Origin of the sequence: Streptomyces nanshensis, from assembly GCF_001751255.1 — a bacterium.
Classification (GTDB): Bacteria; Actinomycetota; Actinomycetes; order Streptomycetales; family Streptomycetaceae; genus Streptomyces; species Streptomyces nanshensis_A.
On the sequence record NZ_LJGW01000590.1, the window covers coordinates 1 to 2,218 of the forward strand.

Genomic DNA, 2,218 nt, shown 5'->3' on the forward strand with positions numbered 1-2,218 from the left:
CTCGCCCGCGTCACCGCGGAGAGCGGCCCCGGCACCGGCAGCGCCTCGCGGTCGAGCTTGCCGCTGGGCGTACGGGGAAGCTCGGCGAGCACCGTGAACGCCGCGGGGACGAGGTACGCCGGAAGCCGCTCGGCCAGCCACCGCCGCAGCGCCTCGGGCCCGGCCCGGACACCCTCCGGTTCCGGCGCGGCCGAGTCGGCCGAGGCTGCCGACGGCACCACGTACGCCGTCAGCCGCGGCTCTCCGTCCGCGTCCTCCCGTACGGCGCACACCGCCTCGGCGACCGCCTCGTGCCGTGCGAGCACGGACTCCACTTCGCCCAACTCGATACGGAAACCACGGAACTTGACCTGCGCGTCGATGCGCCCGAGGAAGTCGAGTTCGCCGTTCTCCCGCCATCGCACGAGATCGCCCGTGCGGTACATGCGCTCGCCGGGCGGTCCGAACGGGTCGGCCACGAAGCGCTCGGCGCTCAGGCCCGGACGGCGCAGATAGCCGCGGGCCAGGCCGTCGCCCGCGAGGTACAGCTCGCCGGGCCTGCCGGGCTCGACCGGCTGGAGGCACGCGTCGAGCACATACGTCCGCACATGGCCCAGCGGCCTGCCGATGGGCGGGGTGACGCCGTCCGGTGTGGCGCCGTCCGCCCACCGGGTCGCGTACACGGTGGCCTCGGTCGGCCCGTAGACGTTGAGCAGCCGGGTGCCGGGCATGGTCTCCCGTATCCGCTCGGTGAGGGCGAGCGGCAGCGCCTCCCCCGCCATCGCCAGCGTCCCGGCCGACAGGTCCAGCCCGCCGTCCTCGGTGAGCTTGGCCAGTACGGACGGGATCGCGCACACCAGTCCGCCCGACCAGCGGGGCGGGTCGCCGTCCAGCAGCGCCAGCAAGTCCCGTACGACCTCGACGCGTCCGCCGCACGTCAGCGCCGGGAAGATCTCGGCCACGGACACGTCGAAGCTGAACGACGTGGCGGCCAGGGTGTGTTCGAGCGCGGCGGGGCCCAACTCCTCGCGCGCCCAGGCGATGAGCGCTTCGAGGTTGCCGTGCGGGACGACGACGCCCTTGGGCGTGCCGCTGGAGCCGGAGGTGTAGATCACGTACGCCGGGTGCGCGGGCAGCAGCGGCGCGGTGCGGTCGGCGCCGGTGAGCGGCGCGGGAGAGCGGCGCTCCCACTCCGCGGCGGTGCGGGCGTCGTCGAGTACGAGCAACGAGGCGTCCGCGACGCCGCGTTCGGCTCCGGCGGTGTCGGTCAGTACGCAGACGGGCCGCGCGTCGCGCACCATGAAGCGCAGCCGATCGGCCGGGTAGGCGGGGTCGAGGGGAAGGTAGGCCGCACCGGCCTTGAGGACGGCGGCCATGGCGACGATCGTCTGCGCGGAGCGCGGCAGCAGCAGTCCGACGACGCGCTCCGGACCCGCGCCGCGTTCGACGAGGAGGCGGGCCAACTTGTTGGCGCGCTCGTCGAGTTCGCGGTAGGTGAGGGTGCCGGAGGCGTCGGCCACGGCGACGGCGTCCGGGTAGCGGCCCGCCGCCTCGTCGAGCAGATCGGGGACGAGGGCACCGGCGCTCCACGGGGCGGGCGACGGGCCGCTGCCCTGCGCCCAGGAGAGCACGGTGCGCCGCTCGTCGGCGCCGAGCAGGGCGAGCGCGCCGACGGGGCTGTCCGGCGCGGCGACGGCCGAGGCCAGCAGTTGCCCGAACCGGGCGCGGTGCGCGTCGAGTTCGGCCGGGGTGTAGCGGGCGGCCGAGCCGCTGAAGGTGATGCTCAGGGTGCGGTCGGCCGGGTCCTCCTCGATGACGACCCGCAGTTCGCCGGGCCCCTCGGCCCCGGCGCGGCGCACCGAGGCGGGGTGGACTCCGAAGCGGATCTCGTGCGCGGCCGTACGGACGTCGACGACCGGCCCGTACAGTCCGCCGCCGCTGCGGTCCGCGACGCCCAGCCGCACGCACAACTCCTCGTGGCGGAAGCGCTGATGGCGCCGGACGCGGCGGCTCTCGCGTGAGATCTCCCGTGCGAGCCGGGTGAAGACCGTGCCGGGTGTCACCTCCGTGCGCAGCGCCGCGACGTCGGCCGCGGCGCCCGGAGTCCGCCGGGCCGCGCGGCTGGTACGGCCGTCGACCGGCATGCCCAGCACGATGTCCGTGCCGCCGGTGAGCCGGTGCGCGTAGGCGGCCGCGGCGGCCAGCAGAACGGCCCGCGGATCGGTGCCGGTGCGGCGGG

Annotated in this window: 1 protein-coding gene; it reads right to left on the minus strand. The window is 75.7% G+C overall.

Annotated features, from left to right (window positions below; translation table 11 throughout):
• Positions 1-2,218, minus strand: a 2,218-nt coding sequence (locus tag AN218_RS29980) for a non-ribosomal peptide synthetase (RefSeq protein WP_141747755.1), incomplete at both ends; no start/stop codon positions are given.